Genomic DNA, 18193 nt, shown 5'->3' with positions numbered 1-18193 from the left:
AGCGGTTATATATCGATTACCTATCCGTGTTTAATTTGTTTTTATGCGGGCATAATCGTTAAGGATATACATCAAGGAGGTTATTATGTGCTAGCTTCCTACCATTCTTATGAAGTTGTCCAAAAAGCTCGTGAGTTATTTAGTAAACTTTCGCAGTGGGCCAAAATAGTTGATAAGCACCGGATACACGAAATACTTTTGTTTGGCTTCTTCATAGCCCTATTAGCAGTTTCCTTAGATACGCTAGATATCATTCCTGCGTTCAAGTATTAAAAAAATGCATCGCCTTTTTCGGCGACGCATCGATTTACCTCTCCATCGTCTTCCCGGGCGTCGGCAGCGACCTGGCCAACTGTGGATCAGGCTTAGAATTGGAGATGCACTGTTTCATGACCGGAGCCAAGTCCTCTCCGTGATCGATAAGGGATTTCGCTCTCACGTTAGTGAGCTGCCGTTCCGGTACGCGAGACCAGTCAAGCCGGTAGCCTGCGTTCAAGGCAAGCGTTCGGATAAACTCACGCTGCGAGCGGCCGTTCCCTTCCCGGAACGGGTGCACCTGATTGATCGCCGCCATATAGCGGGACGCCCGCTGCACGAACGCCTCGCTGTTCGGTGCATCTTTCAAATAGCCCTCTTGCTTCAATCTGTCGGATACTTGCCCCAAGGCGTCACCGATATCCTGATGGTGCCAGTAGGTCATATTTCTGCCCAGATTATCGTAATATTTCGACATATCGACCGTTCGGTATTCGCCCGCCCAGTCATACACGTCCTGGAAAATATGCTTATGAATCACCTGCAAATGCTTGGCGTCGAAATCTCCGGGAATCGGCTTGAGTTCAAGCTGTATGAGACGGAGCATCGTATGGTCTACTTCCGCTTTGTGAAGCTGCGCTTGGTCCCGAATGCCGAACTTGTTGCGCATTACGTCGATGTCCTCGAACAGATACGGGTCTCGGAATTCGGCCGCCATCAGTCCGTCTTCCTCGGTTTAATCAATTCCAGCACTTCCCGTTCCGTCAGCTCTCCTCTGGCAAACCGCATCATGATATCCTCGGTTTCGGGCGAAACCTCCATTCCATCCATCTCCAGGCTTGCTTTCGCATTGCCGACCGCGCGCGCGGCTTCGGCTTCTTTGTCCCGCTTTTGCTGCTTTTTCTGCTGAAGACGTTTTTTCTCCATCTCTTCAAAGTGATTGCTCATCGATTTATTCCTCCTTATTGCAACTGTTACAACGACGAAGTGTCGGTGTCAGTTGTCCGTCATTATTTCGGAAGCTTGGCTTCCAGCTCTGTAATCTCGATTTTCAGCTTCTCGATCTGGGCATCGCGCTCCATATAGCTCAGCGATGTATTGACGTAAAGCTCCCCGACGACGGCTTTCTTGACATAGATCATTGCCTTTATGTCTCCGCTCTTTTGCGCGTAATTCCAACCGTTCGCCGTATCGCCAAGGTCGGCGTAAGCCATGGCGACGTTGGCTTGATCCCCTGGCTTGAGCGGGAACAAATCTTTTTGCTCGATGATCTTTTTCGCATCCTTGGCAGCGACCGCTTTGGCAAACCGTACCTGCGCCACAAGCTTGTCGTCGCCGCTCTTCAGCGCGTAGTTGCCGGCCTCATCCAGATTATTTTCCTTCATGAACGCTTCGGCTACGATCTTGCTCCGCCGTTTGTCCAGCTCGAACGCTTTGCGCTGCTCTATAATCGTTTTGGCGTTACCGTCAATGACAGCCTTCTCAAACTTGACGACCGGGGCGTCCAGCTTGATCTGCTTGATCGCAAGCGTGTTTTTCTTGTCGACGAAATCCTGTACGACGAGGTCAATAATCTCCTTATCCGGATACACGTCAAGTGCCATCAAGCCCGCTCCTCGTTTCCATAGGGCGGTGGCATAAGCATATTTGTCGTCATCCTTCAATTCCTTCGGATCGATCTTCTGGAAGAGGAGGATCGCTTCCCTATACTTGCCGCCGGCTCCGAGACGAAGCGCCTTCAGCACGTCCTCCCTCACGATGGGTTCGGGCTCGGGCTCCGCCCCGGCCAATGCTGCGGCATGAGCGGCCGATTTCCCGCTGTTAAATCCCGCTGAATAAATGAATAGCATCAAGCCGACCATCACCACCACGAAGAACGAGGCACCCATCCATATCCATTTCCGGTATTCCCCCAAACCGGTGCGGATTCGTTCTTTTTTCATGGCCGCCATTTCCTTCTCGACCAGATCCATGTGGTCCCGCTGATGTGCCGCCGCAAGCCGCAAATCCTCGAACGATTTGCAGCGCAATATCGTCATCAGAAACTCCTGCGCGCCTGGAGCCGGCTTGTCTCTGGCTGTGCCGATCCCTCTGCTTTTCATCGATTGAAAAGGAACGCTGCTAAACAGCATCAGAATGAGCCGCTTCACCTGCTCGAGAATATCGTCGTCATGAAACCCTGATGAGGGCAATATCGTATCGATCCCTGTGAACGCAGCCTTTACTCGATGTAACGAGTCCACATACAGATTGACCGGCTCCAGAATAATCGTCAGTCCCTGTGTACGGTAAAGCTCCTCCGTATATTCACCGAGACAGATCAACGATTCCACGATGTGCAGCTTCGAATCCAATGGGTTTGTCCGTACCTTTTCAAACGGCCTATAGCCTTCTTCAATGCCGTAATAGAATACATAATCTTGGCGGGAGGCGTCCTCGAATTCCACTTGTTTCAGTGGAAACGTATAATCGCCGGTCAGCTCCTTCAGCGCATCCAACTGCTCCGGCGACTCGGCCAGCGTCACCTTTCGAGGCAGCCGGAATTTGATCACATCCTTTGTAAAGATAAAGGTCCCGCCGTTAAAATCGATATGCCTCGCCATTCCTTCACTTCCCTGTCGTTTCTTCGTAGTCGATAGCAATTCTTGCATACGGGGGGATGTATGGCTGCCGGCTCCGCCCCGAAACCTCCAAATAGCGAAGCCGGCTGTCCCGGTCGTGAAGAACGCCACGGAAAAACTCAAACTGGAACGCTTTCCGTATCCGGATCGGATTCATCCCCGATACAAGCAGCAGTCCTTCCTCCCTGGGCATGCGCATGATTTCGTCGGGCGTCATCAAGGGCCGCTTGGTATAGCTTTGCGACGAAGAGTCGGATCCGTCGGACTTGCGACTTTTCGTGACGGACCGGGAATCCGTCTGAATCGTCGTATCTCCGAGCAGCTCGGAGAACGTTTTGGCCGTCAAGTGATCGCCGGCGCCGAGCAGAAAACGGAGCGAATGGTTGCCGATGATCGCTTCCGCCTTTTCCTTCGAATATTTGTCAATGAGCTGACCGACCGACTGGACGATCGTGCTGCACGAAATGCCATACGACCGGCAGGTGGCAAGCAGCTCCTCGTAATTCGGGATTTTCCCGATATTCGGAAATTCGTCCAGCATGATGTTGACCGGTCTCGGAAGCCGGTTGAAATGACGGTCGGCAAGACGGTATAGCTGCTGAAACAGCTGCGTAAAAAAGTTCGATGTCAACATCTCCCAAGTCGAATCCGCTACAGGCAGGATGACATAAACGATCATCTTCCGGTCCCCAATGTCATCCAGTTTAAAATCGGACACCGCGGTGAACGCCTGTACCGACTTCGAGTTCCATTTCGACAACGTCACGGCGAGCGAGATAAAGATGCTGGAGCGGACTTTGTCTTCCGCCATTCGGACGACCTGATAGGCCATACTGGCCGGATGATCCGATTCCAAGCTGCCGAAAAACAGGTCCATGTCCTCGGGCGTCCGGCCATACGTGGTCAAAATGTACCGGACCATGTCCATATTCGCCGCCGGCCCGCATTCGTATTTCACATAGAGAAGCAGCGTGGTGAGCAATGCGATCTCGGCTTTACCCCAAAAATCCATTTTTTTGTCTCCGCTTTGCGAGTTGAGAAACAAAGCGGTGGCGATTTGCTCGGCATCCGTTTCCCGCTCAATGTAGTCGATCGGATTATAGCGGTCGCTGACATCCATTTCCTTGAAATTGACCAACCGGACTTCATAGCCCTGTTCCCGTTTGACCGCCGCCGTGCTTTCATAGATCTCGCCTTTAGGATCCGTCACGACAATGGAACGATTCCGTTCGTGAATGATGTTCGTCAAAATGTACGATTGCGTTTTGCCGGAACCCGGGCCCCCGACACCGAACACATTTCGGTTCGGAATCGTCGTTTCCTCCGGCAAAATGAGCGGCTTGCCTTGCAGCATGCCGAAGAGGAGCCCGCCCGGATTATTCAGGTTCGGATGTTTCCCGGCATGCTGGGGCTTATCCGCCGCTGCGGAAAAACGTTTGTTCCACGTTTTCCTGACGAACGTCCGGTCGTTGAACACTTCCCCGGTCTCCGCCCATTTGGCGGTTCCGTATGCTCCGTATCGTGAGGCCTCCTGGAACGTCTTGACTTTTCCGAAGCGGATAAAGACGGCAAGGGCAGCCAGCAGCCACAAGCAGAGGGGAAGCCATTGGCTTTCCCAGAAAGAAGGGTGCAGCCGTGCCTCCTTCAGCAGCTCCAAAGGATGCCATACCGACTGTGTGATTCGCTCAAAGTCACGTTCTTCGGCAGGTTTCGACATGGAAGCCAGCGCCGTAATAACGATCCATTCCGCAGCCACAGCCACCGTCAATCCGAGCAAAATCGATCCGGCCATACGTTTTCGAGTCTCCTGCTGCATGAAACACCTCCACTGCACCAAAACCTGACAATTACAAAAATAACCATGGGTTTCTTTATTTTACTACTCCAAAGTCGTGCGTTTTATCGAACAAAAGTGGCATTTTTGTAACCGTATGGTCCCATGTTCAGGAACAGCTTCCACAATACGGTACATACGTAGGATGAATATGGAAATATCGTCCGATTGTACCCCCTCTGGCCTTAGGATAAAGTAATAAAGTTGACAATGGAAAAATAACCAAGAACGAAGTGCGGGGAGGGTAACCGGGGTATGAAGGCATTCAGGTCCATGACGCTTGCAGAAGATCCTTTTCAAACAATAACGGAGTTTCTTGACAAAAAAGTAGTAACCGGATTTCTCAATCTGGCGATTCCGATAGCCGTTCTGTCCATTATCGGCCTCGTCCTGGCCGCTTACATGTCTCATGACGACCACTCCAAGGCCAAATTCAAATCCAGTCTGTTCTATGTTTGCGGCGTCACCATCGTCCTGCTGCTATCGCGCGTCATCGTCGGATGGCTGAAGTTTAACATCAATTAGCCCGCAGAGCTGTTGTCAGAGGTGGTGATCGGAGATGGAAAGACGGTATAAGATTCCTAACCAAGTGGACAGCACGTTTCACATATGGAAGTTCATTACGCTGGTCGACGTATTCATCCTCACCCCGTCCGTGATCTTCTGCATCGCTGTAGTCTGGCTCATGAACGGACTGTTGGAGATAAAGCTGATCATAGGTTTGCTGCCTGTCGTATTGACGGCCGTTGCCGTATTTATTCGCCCGATCAAAGAGCGTCCGAATATAAGGGCATTCCGGTTTTTCCAGTGGAAGGTGGCGTTTGGCCGCCGTCAGCGGACGTTTTTGTTCATGAAAAAAGCGCTCCGGAAGGAGGAAGGAACCGCCGTGGCTAAAAAGAAGCCGTCCGATGCTCATAAGCTCAGTGCTCAGGACCTTATCCCGATCCGCCGAGTTTTCAGCGAAACGATTGAAACGGACGATCATCGGCTCGTCAAAATTATCTCGGTTTCTGCCGTCAATCTGAGCTTGATGTCGCTGAACGAGCAAATCCAGGTGATGGAGGGCTATGAGCAGTTGCTTAACAATCTGGAAGATCCGGTCCAAATTTTGCGGGTATCGGAGCCGATCAATATGAGCCGGTACATTGAGGAACTGCGACGAAAGCGAAGCACGACTCAGAATGTGCATAAAAAAATTTTGCTCAGCTCCTACATCGATTACGCGCAAAGCATCCAACAAAACCGTGAGATGATCCGGAGGAATCGGTTCCTTGTGTTCGACGAGAAATACGAGCCTGGAAAAGAAGGCTCCCTTGAGCAGGCGATGATCCGTCTTCGCGTAAGGCGCGACCACTATATTGAGAGGCTGGAAGACATGCTGTTCCGCCATAGGCTAGATGCGGTGGAGCTGACGAACGAAGAGTTGAAAAAAGCGCTGCAAATTTTTTACGATTACGAGAATGCCCAGCTCCATACGGTGACCGATGAAACGGAGATGGAATATTTGATCGGGCGGCGCAACTTGGTGTCGGCTGTCAAACGGATCGAGGAGCGGGAACGGCTCGCGAACGAATTTTAAAGAGGTAGTGACTTTTGCGGCCGGCATGAAAACTCAGCGGATGCTTTCGATGCCAGTTTTTGCTCACGTAAAAACTCAGCGGATGCTTTCGATGCCAGTTTTTGCTCACGCAAAAACTCTTAAGAGGTGAACACCATGTTCGGAAGGAAAAAGAATCAGCGCGATACCGAGCCCCGTCTAGAGCATCTTATAGACGACAACTCGGCTTTTCTGGATATGCTTGCCCCGGACAGCATTCAGGAGGAGCTTGACCATATTCGGCTCGGACGCAATTATGTCAGGGTGCTTGCGGTTGCGCACTATGCGAACGATGTCCTCATCAACTGGCTGTCGGTCCTGCACGAGACGAGCGGCAACATAACGCTATCGCATCACATCGTTCCACGCTCGTCGGAAGGGATGATTACCTCCTTGAACCGGGCGATTATCGAGCTGAAAGCACGGATCAACGAGCCGAAAATTCAGCCGAAGGATGCCATCCGTCTGCAGAAGGAGCTTGAGGACGCGGAAGTGCTTCTGGACAATTTGACCTCGGGACGGAATCAAAAGATTTTTGACCAGCATATGTACATTATGCTGCAGGCGCGGTCACTGAAGGAATTGGAGCGGCTCACGAGCACCGTCAAAGCGAAATGCGGACGCAATCTGAAGGCGATCATTCCGAATACCCGGATGCTGGACGCGTTCACTTCCTCCCTGCCGATCCGGTCTAACGATCTGCCGGAGATGACGTACCGCAACTTTGACGGAGAGGCGCTGTCGAGCCTGTTCCCGTTCGACGAAGCGGAGATCTTCGCAGATCGCGGCGTTGTCAAGGGTAAAAACCTGAAGACCAATTCGGTTGTCGTCGTCGACCACGATCAGCTGATCAACCGGAATGAAGTCGTGATCGCCACCTCGGGCGGAGGGAAATCAACATATATCTGGGGGGACATGATGCGAAGGTGGATCCAGGGCACGATCATCCGGACCATCGATCCGAAAGCGGAATTCGGTCGGAAATTCGAGCGTCTCGGGGGCATTTGGGTGAAGATCTCCCCCACATCCGACGACATCATCAACCCGTTTGAAATTATGAACTCGTCCATCATGCTGGACGAGGAAGGGAAGCCGGTAGCCGTCTCGCTGCTGCATCAAAAAATCGCGCGGCTAAAAACGATGTTTACTTTGATGTATAAATCACTTGTCAATCAACAGGTCGAGCTCGCGCTGCTGGAGAAAGCAATTGTCGAAACATACCTAAGAAAAGGGATCGAATGGTCCACTGATTTCTCCCGGCTGAGCCGTATGGACTTCCCCATCATGAGCGATCTGTACGAGACGATCCGCCAGCTGATGACAACGGACAAGACATACGAATCGCTGAACGGCTTTTATCAGGTACTGTATCCGTATGTCGAGGGCTCCTATTCGAAGGCGTTCAATGGCCATACGAATGTCGATTTGTCGAACGACCTGATTAATTTCGATATTTACGACCTGAGGTCGGAATCGGATCTCAGGCAGGTGGCGATGTACAATATATTGACGTTCCTGACCGATGACGCCACGATGGACCGGACGAAAATCAAACAAATTTACGTCGATGAGGCGCACATTCTCGCCGATCCGAAAAATCCGACGGCCATGGAATTCCTCAGCTCGATGTACAAATTGATCCGCTCGTTCCAGGGAGGCGTCACCTCCGCCACCCAGCAGGTAGGCGATTTCCTGTCAGCCGTCGACGGCTCCCGGAACCACGGTGAAGCCGTTATTTTGAACTCGGTAACGAAGCTGTATTTGCCCATGACCGCCCAGGAAATTCAGGATATTATGAACAAAACGTCGGAGAAGTTCTCCGAAGCGGAGCAGCGGCTCCTCGTCGTAGAGGATGCGGAGAAGCACAAAAACGCGGGCAAAGGCATCTATGTCGTGGGCTCCAAAAAGGTGCACATTCAAGTGGAGCTGACGCAGGAAGAGCTGCGGCTGTGGGATAGCCGCTGGTACCGTCAAAAGTACGGGGAAGATCCCGATGAGCAGCCGCTTTACGGATTGAAGCGCGAGGAAGTGTTCGGCTGATGGATCCCGGCACGCTGTATCTTGTTTTATCCAAGCTTTGGCACTTCCGGAAGCCGATCGCTTATATGGTGTTCGGCATTTGCATCTTTGTAATGATGGTATTTATCCTCATCTTCGGCGGATCGGTATCGGATGTAGGAAACGGCGGACAGAACGGCGAATTTCCTCCGGGTATGGCCAATGTGAGCAAGGAGGTGCTTCGTTACGAACCGCTCGTCACCCGATATGCAGAGGAATTCGGAGTCACGGGTTATATTCAGATCATTTTGGCCATTATGCAGCAGGAAAGCGGCGGAGCCGGTCTTGATCCGATGCAGGCGTCCGAAAGTCCCGCCAACCGCAAATATTGCAAACAGCCGAATTGTATCACCGACCCCGAATATTCCATTCGCGCCGGGGTGGAGAACTTCTCCATCGTCATGAAGCAAGCGGACGGCGATCTGTTCACCGCCCTGCAGGCATACAACTTCGGGTCCGGCTTTGTCGATTACGTGAAGCGCAACGGCGGCAAATATACGAAAGATTTGGCGCTGAAATTTGCCCAGCAGCATTCCTACGGCTGCCCCGATCCGGACGATTTCCGCGCCAAAGTGAACGCCTGTTACGGCGACTACACATATGTCGACAAGGTGATGCGAAATCTCGGCGGCATGGATCCTTATGCCGTCGCGGCGGCCGGAGGACAAATATTCGACTTCAACGCGGTCTACCAAAGTATGCGCGGCTTTCTCGGCCTTCCCTACAACTTCGGAGGCAATTCGCCGCAGGAAGGCTTCGACTGTTCTTCGCTCATGCAGTGGAATTTCAAGCATGCCGCCGGCATCAACCTCCCCCGGGTAGCGCAGGACCAATACAATGCAACCGCTCGGATCAAGGCCGCAGAACTGTTGCCCGGAGATCTCGTCTTCTTTACGGGCACCTACGATTCCGGTACAGCGGTCACCCATGTCGGCATGTATATCGGCGGCGGAAGAATGATTCAGTCGAGCAGCTCCGGAGTCAACGTCGATACATTCACATCAGGTTACTGGAGGAAGCATTTGTACGGCTACGGGCGGATCGTTCGCAGATAGGAGGCAAGGCATGGAGATCGATGAGAGAATAAAATGGATTGTCATCGGCGTTCTGTTCTTTTTGTTCATGAGCGCGACATTCTGGGGATTGTCCGCCAAACGTGCGGTGTCCGACGGGCAATCCCGCATAAACGCTCTCACGCAGCAGATTACGGAAGTGACGAAGGAGCGGGATGAGGCAAAAGCATTCTTAGCCGGAGATGGCATTCCGACGATTACCGGATTCGCTCAAGCGTTCTTTGCATTCAACCGGCTATCCGACCGGTATTCTCAGGCAAAGTCTTTTTTGACCGAGAACGGATACAAAAGTCTGTTCCCTTCCGGACCGGAGGGTGAAATCCCCAAAGATACGGTACCGATTTCGGGCGCCGTCAGCGATGTCGAGCCGTACTTCCACCGGATTGATGAACGGCGCGGAACCGGGATGCTTGTACTGAAGCATCAGTTGAAGGTAAACAATGTCGCGTCTACTACGCTTACCTATGTCAAGCTGTCCATGATCAGGGCAGATGCCAAGCAAGCTTATTTGATCGATCGCGTGGAAATCGTCCAACAGCAAAAATTGTAGAGTCCTGCGAACAAAGGGAGGAGTTCCGATGAGACTGTTGCAGCGGTTATTTCGAAAAGCAGACAAATTACGGGTCTATTTGCGCCTAAGCACCAAAGATAAGCCGGTGCAGGAAACGATTCGCGAATATTACGGCAAGCTGTCCCGACCGGCGGTTCTGCTACTTGTCATTCTTCTGCTGTTCGCTAATGCGCCTGCCAACCACGTCGTTGCGGATCCGACACCGACGCCGGGTCCGACCACCGCTCCAACGCCGACTCCGGACAAGACGCCTGCGCCGAGCCCTACGCCCAGCCCTTCGCCGCAGGCTCCTCCCGCTCCTCCAGCACAAAAGCAGCAGTCGAAAGAGATTGAAAAGCGGGATTGCGGCTTTACCGAGATCGATTGCAAATTTCAGAACATCCTGATCGATCTTGCGAACCAGGCCTTCAACGTAATGAAGGATATGCTTGAAATCTTTATTCTAAAGCCCGGAGACCTGCTTGAGAATCCTACCGTCAATACATTTTTCAACCTGATCAAGGGCGTCAGTTGGTCGCTTGCCACCGTTTTCCTGATTTATCAGTGCCTGCGGATTTATGTGCTGTCTTTGGCCGACGGAGACCGGAGCGAGCTGAGGAAGCTGCTCCCGAAGATTTTCCTGATTCCTGTGTTCATGATGGGCATGCCCTGGGGTATTGAAGGCATCCTGACGCTCTCGGGTGAATTCAGCCGGGGTTTTCTGTCTGTACCGAGCATCGATCCGGGAGGAGGCCAACTGGTCGGATTCGCCGCCATTTACTTGCTGTTCACGGGCGCAACGTCCAGCTTGTTCATCGTCATTCTCGCGCTCGTCTTCCTTGCGCTGCTGGCGGTCTTCGCCTTCCAGCAGTGCCTTCGTTTCGCCGAGCTCGCCTTTCTTGTCGTATCGGGACCGGTGGCGATCATGTCGATATTGAATCAGGAGTTCAATCTGTTCCCGAGCTGGTGGCGTCACCTGTTGTCGGTCGCCTTCACTCAAAGCGTGCAGTACCTGCTCATTATGATGGCGATCAAGCTGGCGACCGGAACCAACCCGTTCAAAGGCGAGTATATGGGGATCTTCGGATCGATTGGCTGCATGGTGCTCGTGATCAAATCGCCTGCCTTTATCCGGGAGTTTATGTATTCCACCGGCGCGGGCCGCAAGGCGGCAGGAATGGCGGCGAATACCGTCACCAGCGCAGGCCGCAGCTTGGTCAAACTGATCAAATAGGAGGCCGCTCATGAATCGAATACTCATCCTCTTTATGCTCACGTTACTTTTGATAAGCGCATGCTCCAAGCAAAACGATGCCGGCTTCACCGGCGAATGGGAAGTCGCAGCTGACGATAAAGGCCGCTGCCATGACAACTTCACCTTCTACAAGGACGGAACCGTATCGTATTCAAGAACCGGGGGCCAAACGGTCACAGGGACATACAAGCACGTGGAAGGAAATACGTACCGCATCGACTACGGAAGCGTCGGTTCGGATACGATCGAGCTCAAGGCCGAAGGCGATAAGCTTACCACGAAATTCGGCAACGCCGGATCGAAGACGTGCACGTTTTCGAAGAAGAAATGATTGGCGACAGTCGAGGTTGATTCGCTTCATTACACATGACGAGTAACTTTTCACAGAGCTTCAGCCGTCGAATTTCACTGACGGCTGCCTGCTAGCTACGGAGCGGCTTGGTCCTTATCCAGACTGAACTTTCATCAGTAAGTTGTACCTGGTTTGGCTAGGTGCGTGTAGCCTGAATTTGTGTACTTAAATGTAGATCCTGCTTTGTGACCTTGCCCTGAAAATGTAGACAGCTAGAATCCCTCAACACAGCCGTTTGCCTATCGGGTTGTTACCGGTTTTCATACTGAAAAGGTGCCACGTAACCATTAGATGAGTGCGTTCTCCTGCGGTTATAAAATAATTCAATGTACTCGTAGACAGCCTTTTTAGCCTCACTTCTAGATTTGAAATTGCGCTCGTTGAGCCTCTCCATCTTGAGCTTGCCCCAGAACGATTCCATCGGTGAATTGTCATAGCAATTACCTTTTCGGCTCATTCTGCAGACGAATCCGTGTTTCTTTAAAAGCTGCTGGTATTCCTTACTCGCATATTGCACGCCTCGACCCGAATGGACAATTAAGCCTGCTAAGGCACCAGTACGGCCAATCGCCTGCTTTAACGCATTGGCGATTAGTTCTGTCTTCATACGGCTGTCCATGGCCCATCCTACGAGTTTACGTCCGTACAGGTCCATTACACCGGCGAGGTACAGCCATCCTTCCGCTGTTGGAATATAGGTAATGTCCGAAAGCCATTTCTCATTTGGTTTGTTCGTTGTAAAATCTTGGCGGATGAGGTTTTCCGCTACCGGTAGATCGTGTTTCGAGTTCATTGTCGCTTTGTATTTCTTCACAACCTTAGAACGAATGCCGTGCTTCCGCATTAAGCGAGCCACTCGACCACGACTCGCTTTCTTTTCAGGCGGCAGATTGTTAGTGATCTGCGGCGATCCGTAGATTCTAGAGCTCTTTTGTATGAATTTCTTTAATCGTCTCTGAGAGTTCGCGATTCTCCTTGCTTCACTTGCTCTCTGGACGAGTTATGTGCGCATAATAACCGCTTCTAGAGACATTAAGGGCCTGGAACATCTTCGCAATCCGAAATTCGAAGCGTGTTCATAAATAAAATTGAACGTATTTATTTCAGATTTTTCGCGAAGTAGGCCGCCGCTTTTTATAAGATTTCATTCTCTTCCTTAATATCAGCCAACTGCTTACGAAGTTTCCGAAGCTCTTCGTCTTCAGGCTTAAGGTTTCCGCTGCCTGGAAAGGCGCTTATTCCATCCTGCTTGTAGCTCTTCACCCAGTCCCGGACTGTGGTGTAGTGAACACCAAGCTCCTTAGCTGTCACTGAAGCTGTCGAATCTCCGCTAAGAATACGCAGTACCGCCTGTTCTTTAAATGCCTTATCAAATTTCTTCTGCCCCATGTGAATCCCTCCATCATTTATTTTAGAGGTTTTCTATGTGTCTATCTATTGGGGGCGAGGTCACCATACCCAGCTCAAACCACCAAGTCCAAGTGAATACACCATCACTTAGCCATGATTTATTCGACATTTGGACAAGCTGTCGTTGCAATTCTTGTTGTTCTTCATTCATACGCGTTCACCTGAAAGCCCTTCGAAGTTTTCTTGAACCATATTATTTCCTTATTTTGGGCCAGATAACCGGGCAATAAAGAGAAGAGGAAGAACATGAGGGCTTATGTCGGGTAGGAAAAACAAATTGGCCCCTATTCCAAGGGACCCGACCTTAACAACTGTTCATAAATATTGGCTCAGGGAAAGCCGGATCTCATTACCCAGCGATCCCGTCTCTAAGCAATTGTGCAGCAGCATATTCTTTTGTTGGCTGTGAATGGAGGGTTGCTGCTTTCGCCTAGCTACCGGCCGACGCAAGCTCACGGATCAACGCCGGCATCCAATCCCGAATCGATTCGAACCGGTAGCCCGCCGCTCTTGCTTTGGACGTATCCAAGCAGTACGAATCAGGGATGGCAAACGGCGACATATGCTCCGCTTCCGAACCCGTCGTAATGACCGCTTTACGTCCAACCGCTTCCTCCGTCCAGGCAATGACTTCCCGCATCATGACATCGCCGTCGGAACAAGCGTTGACCGGACCGGTCAACTGAGGCACATTCCCAAGCCATGCAAGGAACGATGCCGCTTCGCCCGAATGAATAAACGACATTCGCGCCTCCGGTTGCGGCACGCCGATCGGCAAGCCTCCACGCACATGCTCGATATGAAAGTGCAGCCTCCGGGTATAGTCGTCTTTGCCAAGCACGATCGGAATCCGCACCGCGCATACGGGGAAATCCGCCCGTTGGAAGAACACCGCCTCGGACTGCCGTTTTCCTTCCTCGTAAGAAAATTCCGATCGCGCTCCGAGCTTCACAGGATACGTAAATGGGTTAAAGGCGTCTTCTGCGATCGGCTGCGGGCCATGGTCATACACGCCGCGCGTCGAGACGACAATATACCTGCCGGTTTTCCCTTTGAACGCTTCGCACGCATCCGCGGCGTTTTGCGGGGAATAACAGATTTGATCGTAGACGATGTCCCACGGGCCTGCGTCCGCCGCCGCTTGCAGCGAAACGGCATCTTCTCTGTCCAGAACGAGCCGGTTTACTTGTCCGTCGTGCGGATCGGGTGTACGTCCTCTAGTTGCGATCGTCACATCCACTCCTTCATCCAGCAAGTGCTGCACAAGTCTTTTCCCGAAAAAGCGGGTTCCGCCCATCACTAGCACTTTTTTCATTACCGTCGCCCCCGTTATTTCTTGTTAAAATAAAACGGAGCGCGCGCTATTGAAGCGCGGCTCCTCCGCTGTATGGGTTCAACCGTTGAACGCGGCTCGCATTTTTTTGGCAGCGTCGATATTGTCGTAATAGTCCGGGCTTCCGCTCAGCAGCCAATTGCGGTGACGCACTGCGGTTTCCTCCTGCTCCGGCTCGCCGTTCGTCCAGCTTTCGCCGATGCCCTCCACGTAATCTTTCATCAGCATCAGCAGCGCCGCAGCCCAGTAGCGCGTTTCCCGCACCGTAGGCACGAGCGGGTAGTATTTGTCGTACGCCGCCCGAATCAGCATATGCACCACTTCCTGGTAGACGGCCGGGATTTCCGCCTCGCTTACTTTCGCGGCGAGCGCCTCCGGCATCTCCGGTTCGTCCGTCGAAGCGTGGCTCTCGTATTCTTCCTGCGTTACGAATCCTTGCTGTTTCGCAAGCCACAGCTTCATCCGGTCGAGCGCCGGCTTGTAGGCTACCGGAACCGATACGGTAAGCTCCGGCTTCGGATCGTCCAGATTGATAACGAACGATTCGCCCATCTTGTGAATCCGGGCGTTGCCGCGGACGCCAAGCCAGCGAAGCGCCAGCAGCGCATGGGTCCGCACTTTGCCGTCAAGCTCCTCGTTGCGGCAGACGCGGCGCAGCATCTTCTCGCTTCGCGGATCGGGAAGCATGCAGAGCAGCCGCACACCGGACAGTACCGCTTCCGTGTCCGAGCTCTCGATCCACAGCTTCACCTGGTTAATAATATCATCGAACGACTCTTGCACGAGCCAGTCAAGCTCCAGTCGCCGTCCCGCATATTCTTCAAGAGAAAGCATGCCTTGCGCCCGCAGCGATTCCTCCCCATGGCGCTCAACCAGCTGCTGATAAGAGCGCTCCAGATCTTCGGCGAGTTCGTTCAGCGTCTCTTTATCTTGCCCGGATGGGTTATGATGGGTCACGATTCCCCGCACCCATTCCGAGAGCGCACGCGGATTTTGCTGCCATAGCATCATCGCGAAGGCGATCAAATCACGGTCGTAAGGAAGGCCCGGTTGAAGCGCAAATCGGGCAAGCGCCGTCTGGGAATCCTGCTCTTTCCGCATGAGGCTTAACGAGAGCACAAGGCCGTTCCATGCGTTGCCGTTCTCCTGATCTTCCAGCATCGCGCGGTAAAAGCAAAACGCAGCCGCACCATACGATTCCGCCTGCAAGTATTGGCGGCCAAGCGCGCCGATATCTCCAATTTGACTCATTTTGTGTTCAGCCCCCGTGAAAGTGTCGGATAGTAATAAAGTATAGGACAAGTATACCTTAGAACAAGAAGGAATAAAAACCCTTTCAACGAACTTTCTTGCGAAAAAATAGTTGCAATGGCAACGAATGCAGTCATATAATGGATAGTGGCAAATGCAACTATCGTACGGCCTGAAGGAGGAAGTCATGATCGACCGTAAAAACACGATCCCCCGCTGGGTGTCCCTACTGTACCGATACGGCCAAATGTACGTAGGCGAACGGCTGAAACATTACGATATAGGGAGAGGCCAATATATTTTTCTCAATGCGCTCTACAAAGAAGACGGGCTCAGTCAGGAAGAAATATCAAGCGATCTGAAGATCGATAAAGGCACGACCGCGAAAGCGCTCAAGAAGCTGGAAGAGCAAGGATATATCGTACGAAAAGTGCGAGAGGAGGATAAGCGCTCTTATCGCGTTTTTTTGACGGAGAAAGCGATGCTCATCAAGGACGACGTCCGCTCCGTGCTCGTAGAGTGGCGCAACATATTATCCGAAGGATTGACGGAGGAAGAAAAGCGGCTTGCGCTTGAGCTGCTGGAGAAGATGGGCAGCAATGCGGCGCGATACGAAAAAGACAGCTCCAAATCTTGATCGAAACATGCAGGCAGGTGAACCTTATGAATATTCGCAGCGCCGGAGTCCGGCTCGTCAACAATCATTTTCATGCACTAACCCATAAAAATTACCGTTATTTCTGGTTCGGCCAATGCGTCTCCCTCATCGGCACCTGGATGCAAAACATCGGACAATCATGGCTTGTGCTTACGCTGACGGGATCGCCTTTTTTGCTTGGGCTCGTCGGGACGATTCAGTTTTTGCCGATCACATGCTTCTCGCTGTTCGCCGGGGCGCTTATCGACAAGTTTCCGAAAAAAAACATTTTGCTCGTCACCCAATCGATCTCAATGGTGCTCGCGCTCACGTTGTCCGTCCTCGTCTTCACGGATACGATCAAATACGGTTATGTGCTGACGATCGCGTTCCTGCTTGGTCTTTCCAATACGATCGATATGCCTACGAGGCAGTCGTTCAATATCGAGATTGTCGGCAAAGACGACTTGATGAACGCCATTGCGCTTAATTCCACTACCTTTAATCTCGCCCGGATTATCGGTCCGTCGATCGGCGCCGTTATGATGGCGTATCTGGGAGCCGGCTGGTGCTTCCTGCTGAACGGGCTCAGCTTTATCGCGGTCATCTACGGTTTGACTCGGATTCAGGCGATCCCTTACGTGAGACAAAAGAAAAAAGGCGACGGCATCCTGAAGGAAATCAAGGACGGCATTCAATATATCGCTAGAGACCGGCTGCTTGCGCAAACGCTGCTGCTCGTCACGATCATCGGTACGCTGGCATACAACTTTAACGTGCTCATTCCCGTCTTCACAAGAGATGTGCTCCATCTGGACGAAAAAGCGTACGGCATGCTGATGTCTTGCCTGGGCGTCGGATCGCTGGCCGGTGCCTTGACGATGTCGTTTCGCAGCAAAAGAGGACCGAAGCTGGCCCAAACGATCATTTGCTCGGTCGTCATCGCCTGTTTCTTATTTTTGAACGGCTTGTCCGGGTCGGTATATTTGCTCGGATTGTCGCTGGCGGCAACCGGATTTTTTAACATCCTGTTCTCTACCAACTCCAACTCGCTCTTGCAAATGCACGCCAAGGACGAATACCGTTCGCGGGTCATGAGCGTCTATTCGTTGGTATTCGCCGGTTCGACGCCGGTCGGAAATTTGCTCATGGGTTTTATGGCGGGCAAATTCGGAGCCGACGGCGCCTACTTATGGAGCGGCATCCTTTGTCTGCTTCCTTGTCTGTTCATCATTATGGTGTTTCGCGCCAAAAAAACGGCTGTGGAGCAATCCGAAATCGCCGGAAGTTGACCAAGCATTCATCGTTTCATATGAGGAGAATGGATTCCGGAGCAAGCGCGGAGACGTTCTCCTTTTTTCTTAGTATAATCGGGACATCGTTTTCCGAAATATGGTAAAATAGATTGCAATCGGCTCGATTCGCGAGTGATAGAGAGCTCGGCTATGAAAAAGGGGGCTTGATAATGACATACAGCGGATTTGAGACCTTTCGCCGGTTGGCATTGGCTTTACCCGGGACGGTCGAAAGCCAGTCTTACGGAACGCCGTCCTTTAAAGTAAAGGACAAACTGCTCGCTCGTTTTCATGAAGACGGGGTCTCCTTGGTATTGAAAATGGAGTTTGAAACGCGCGATTTTGTCATGCAGATGAATCCGGAAACCTACTTTATTACCGATCATTACAGAAAGTATCCTTATGTTTTGGCACGATTGAACGACGAGGTTGATTGGGAGCAGTTGAAGGGGCATTTGATCATCACGTGGAAGTCGCTCGCATCCAAAAAGCTGCTGCAGCGGTTTGAAGAAACGAACGGCTGCGAAACGGAAACGCTCCCGAAAAATAAAGTATTAGACTAAATCATCCTTAAATTTAGAAACAGCGGCAGTCATAGACGAGAAAATAAAGTCCTTGACTATCGCTGTTTCATTGCGCCATTCCCGATAATGGGTTTTTACACCAATTTAC

16 protein-coding genes and 1 pseudogene are annotated in these 18193 nt (G+C 51.8%); 10 read left to right on the top strand and 7 right to left on the bottom strand.

Features of this window, described 5'->3' with window-relative positions:
* Positions 1-307: 307 nt before the first annotated feature.
* The 4 genes from ACFQI7_RS10190 to ACFQI7_RS10175 form a co-directional block, all read right to left on the bottom strand.
* Positions 308-973, bottom strand: coding sequence for a Fic/DOC family protein (locus tag ACFQI7_RS10190; RefSeq protein WP_218099358.1), 666 nt, complete (start codon positions 971-973; stop codon positions 308-310).
* Positions 973-1203: an antitoxin VbhA family protein gene (locus ACFQI7_RS10185; RefSeq protein ID WP_218099359.1), complete on the bottom strand. Its 231-nt coding sequence runs from the start codon at positions 1201-1203 to the stop codon at positions 973-975. The genes ACFQI7_RS10190 and ACFQI7_RS10185 overlap by 1 nt, the downstream gene beginning before the upstream one ends.
* A 62-nt stretch (positions 1204-1265) precedes the next feature.
* Positions 1266-2858, bottom strand: coding sequence for a type VII secretion protein EssB/YukC (locus ACFQI7_RS10180; RefSeq protein ID WP_218099360.1), 1593 nt, complete (start codon positions 2856-2858; stop codon positions 1266-1268).
* 4 nt (positions 2859-2862) lie between these two features.
* Complete coding sequence (locus ACFQI7_RS10175) at positions 2863-4692, bottom strand: VirD4-like conjugal transfer protein, CD1115 family (protein WP_218099361.1); 1830 nt, start codon at positions 4690-4692, stop codon at positions 2863-2865.
* 273 nt (positions 4693-4965) lie between these two features.
* Between ACFQI7_RS10175 and ACFQI7_RS10170 the strand changes: the two genes are divergently transcribed.
* The 7 genes from ACFQI7_RS10170 to ACFQI7_RS10140 all read left to right on the top strand — a co-directional run bounded on the left by ACFQI7_RS10170 (position 4966) and on the right by ACFQI7_RS10140 (position 11574).
* Positions 4966-5235, top strand: a complete 270-nt coding sequence (locus ACFQI7_RS10170) for a hypothetical protein (RefSeq protein WP_218099362.1) — start codon at positions 4966-4968, stop codon at positions 5233-5235.
* A 34-nt stretch (positions 5236-5269) separates the two neighbouring features.
* Positions 5270-6289, top strand: coding sequence for a hypothetical protein (locus tag ACFQI7_RS10165; RefSeq protein WP_218099363.1), 1020 nt, complete (start codon positions 5270-5272; stop codon positions 6287-6289).
* A gap of 135 nt (positions 6290-6424) precedes the next feature.
* Positions 6425-8347 carry a VirB4 family type IV secretion system protein gene (locus ACFQI7_RS10160; RefSeq protein ID WP_218099364.1) on the top strand — a complete coding sequence of 641 codons (1923 nt, stop codon included), beginning with the start codon at positions 6425-6427 and terminating at the stop codon, positions 8345-8347.
* Positions 8347-9420, top strand: coding sequence for a bifunctional lytic transglycosylase/C40 family peptidase (locus ACFQI7_RS10155; RefSeq protein ID WP_218099365.1), 1074 nt, complete (start codon positions 8347-8349; stop codon positions 9418-9420). Before ACFQI7_RS10160 ends, ACFQI7_RS10155 begins: the two co-directional genes overlap by 1 nt.
* A 10-nt stretch (positions 9421-9430) precedes the next feature.
* Entirely contained in the window at positions 9431-9988 is a 558-nt protein-coding gene (locus ACFQI7_RS10150; protein ID WP_218099366.1) for a hypothetical protein, read from the top strand.
* Between the two features lie 28 nt (positions 9989-10016).
* Entirely contained in the window at positions 10017-11222 is a 1206-nt protein-coding gene (locus ACFQI7_RS10145; RefSeq protein WP_218099367.1) for a conjugal transfer protein TrbL family protein, read from the top strand.
* A 10-nt stretch (positions 11223-11232) separates the two neighbouring features.
* Complete coding sequence (locus ACFQI7_RS10140) at positions 11233-11574, top strand: hypothetical protein (protein WP_218099368.1); 342 nt, start codon at positions 11233-11235, stop codon at positions 11572-11574.
* Between the two features lie 271 nt (positions 11575-11845).
* Here the strand turns inward: ACFQI7_RS10140 and ACFQI7_RS10135 are convergent.
* From ACFQI7_RS10135 to ACFQI7_RS10125, 3 genes and pseudogenes are all read right to left on the bottom strand, one after another.
* Positions 11846-12984: pseudogene (locus ACFQI7_RS10135) on the bottom strand (IS3 family transposase).
* A 451-nt stretch (positions 12985-13435) separates the two neighbouring features.
* Positions 13436-14320, bottom strand: a complete 885-nt coding sequence (locus ACFQI7_RS10130; RefSeq protein ID WP_218099369.1) for an NAD-dependent epimerase/dehydratase family protein — start codon at positions 14318-14320, stop codon at positions 13436-13438.
* 78 nt (positions 14321-14398) lie between these two features.
* The gene (locus tag ACFQI7_RS10125; protein ID WP_218099370.1) at positions 14399-15589 is read right to left on the bottom strand and encodes a HEAT repeat domain-containing protein; all 1191 of its coding nucleotides are present in this window, start codon (positions 15587-15589) and stop codon (positions 14399-14401) included.
* A gap of 187 nt (positions 15590-15776) precedes the next feature.
* Between ACFQI7_RS10125 and ACFQI7_RS10120 the strand changes: the two genes are divergently transcribed.
* The 3 genes from ACFQI7_RS10120 to ACFQI7_RS10110 all read left to right on the top strand — a co-directional run bounded on the left by ACFQI7_RS10120 (position 15777) and on the right by ACFQI7_RS10110 (position 18084).
* The gene (locus ACFQI7_RS10120; protein WP_218099371.1) at positions 15777-16226 is read left to right on the top strand and encodes a MarR family winged helix-turn-helix transcriptional regulator; all 450 of its coding nucleotides are present in this window, start codon (positions 15777-15779) and stop codon (positions 16224-16226) included.
* A 26-nt stretch (positions 16227-16252) separates the two neighbouring features.
* Positions 16253-17518: an MFS transporter gene (locus tag ACFQI7_RS10115; protein WP_218099372.1), complete on the top strand. Its 1266-nt coding sequence runs from the start codon at positions 16253-16255 to the stop codon at positions 17516-17518.
* A 173-nt stretch (positions 17519-17691) separates the two neighbouring features.
* Positions 17692-18084, top strand: coding sequence for an MmcQ/YjbR family DNA-binding protein (locus tag ACFQI7_RS10110; protein ID WP_218099373.1), 393 nt, complete (start codon positions 17692-17694; stop codon positions 18082-18084).
* Positions 18085-18193 lie beyond the last annotated feature (109 nt).

This window comes from Paenibacillus allorhizosphaerae, from assembly GCF_042659105.1.
In the GTDB taxonomy this organism is placed as follows: Bacteria; Bacillota; Bacilli; order Paenibacillales; family NBRC-103111; genus Paenibacillus_G; species Paenibacillus_G allorhizosphaerae.
Note: the sequence above shows the minus strand (reverse complement) of the source record. Positions and strands in the feature narration are given on the sequence as shown.

Bases quoted from the DNA above. Each gene is read 5' to 3' on its own strand.
- ACFQI7_RS10170 (WP_218099362.1), top strand. From the start codon at position 4,966: ATGAAGGCATTCAGGTCCATGACGCTTGCAGAAGATCCTTTTCAAACA.
- ACFQI7_RS10150 (WP_218099366.1), top strand. From the start codon at position 9,431: ATGGAGATCGATGAGAGAATAAAATGGATTGTCATCGGCGTTCTGTTC.
- ACFQI7_RS10130 (WP_218099369.1), bottom strand. From the start codon at position 14,320: ATGAAAAAAGTGCTAGTGATGGGCGGAACCCGCTTTTTCGGGAAAAGA.
- ACFQI7_RS10165 (WP_218099363.1), top strand. From the start codon at position 5,270: ATGGAAAGACGGTATAAGATTCCTAACCAAGTGGACAGCACGTTTCAC.
- ACFQI7_RS10180 (WP_218099360.1), bottom strand. From the start codon at position 2,858: ATGGCGAGGCATATCGATTTTAACGGCGGGACCTTTATCTTTACAAAG.
- ACFQI7_RS10115 (WP_218099372.1), top strand. From the start codon at position 16,253: ATGAATATTCGCAGCGCCGGAGTCCGGCTCGTCAACAATCATTTTCAT.
- ACFQI7_RS10185 (WP_218099359.1), bottom strand. From the start codon at position 1,203: ATGAGCAATCACTTTGAAGAGATGGAGAAAAAACGTCTTCAGCAGAAA.
- ACFQI7_RS10160 (WP_218099364.1), top strand. From the start codon at position 6,425: ATGTTCGGAAGGAAAAAGAATCAGCGCGATACCGAGCCCCGTCTAGAG.
- ACFQI7_RS10120 (WP_218099371.1), top strand. From the start codon at position 15,777: ATGATCGACCGTAAAAACACGATCCCCCGCTGGGTGTCCCTACTGTAC.
- ACFQI7_RS10125 (WP_218099370.1), bottom strand. From the start codon at position 15,589: ATGAGTCAAATTGGAGATATCGGCGCGCTTGGCCGCCAATACTTGCAG.
- ACFQI7_RS10140 (WP_218099368.1), top strand. From the start codon at position 11,233: ATGAATCGAATACTCATCCTCTTTATGCTCACGTTACTTTTGATAAGC.
- ACFQI7_RS10190 (WP_218099358.1), bottom strand. From the start codon at position 973: ATGGCGGCCGAATTCCGAGACCCGTATCTGTTCGAGGACATCGACGTA.
- ACFQI7_RS10110 (WP_218099373.1), top strand. From the start codon at position 17,692: ATGACATACAGCGGATTTGAGACCTTTCGCCGGTTGGCATTGGCTTTA.
- ACFQI7_RS10145 (WP_218099367.1), top strand. From the start codon at position 10,017: ATGAGACTGTTGCAGCGGTTATTTCGAAAAGCAGACAAATTACGGGTC.
- ACFQI7_RS10155 (WP_218099365.1), top strand. From the start codon at position 8,347: ATGGATCCCGGCACGCTGTATCTTGTTTTATCCAAGCTTTGGCACTTC.
- ACFQI7_RS10175 (WP_218099361.1), bottom strand. From the start codon at position 4,692: ATGCAGCAGGAGACTCGAAAACGTATGGCCGGATCGATTTTGCTCGGA.